This is a genomic window from Vibrio sp. Isolate30 (assembly GCF_022397975.1).
Classification (GTDB): domain Bacteria; phylum Pseudomonadota; class Gammaproteobacteria; order Enterobacterales; family Vibrionaceae; genus Vibrio; species Vibrio fortis.
The window spans coordinates 1-434 of sequence record NZ_JAKEUS010000036.1 but is presented as its reverse complement, the minus strand read 5'-3'; the positions used below and the strand labels follow the sequence as shown (position 1 = coordinate 434).

Here is a 434-nt window from a genome sequence, read left to right as displayed (position 1 = left end):
ATCGCCTCTGACTGCCAAGGCATCCACCGTGTACGCTTAGTCACTTAACCATACAACCCGAAGAGGTCTTTATGTATGGTAAACAACCAAGGTTTTTGGTTGTAATAAGAAGGGTTAGTTCTTATTACGTGTTTGCCGGACTCAATTTTGAATACAAGACACTTGAATGTGTTTGTGTTGTGTTTATCCAAAGGATAAACATTGAGAACTTTTAATTTGATTTAAATAACTGTGTTATTTAAATCAGTCAGCTTTCCAAATTGTTAAAGAGCGGATTCATTTCTGAACCATTTTTAAAAGCACTATCGCTAATGCGCTTAAAGATGGTGGAGCTAAGCAGGATCGAACTGCTGACCTCCTGCGTGCAAGGCAGGCGCTCTCCCAGCTGAGCTATAGCCCCAACGAAATCGATATTGACCGCTATCTCTGGGAAA

1 tRNA gene is annotated in these 434 nt (G+C 40.8%); it reads right to left on the bottom strand.

The annotated features are described in order from the left end of the window. Positions 1-324: 324 nt before the first annotated feature. Positions 325-400, bottom strand: a tRNA-Ala gene (locus L1D60_RS23495). Positions 401-434 lie beyond the last annotated feature (34 nt).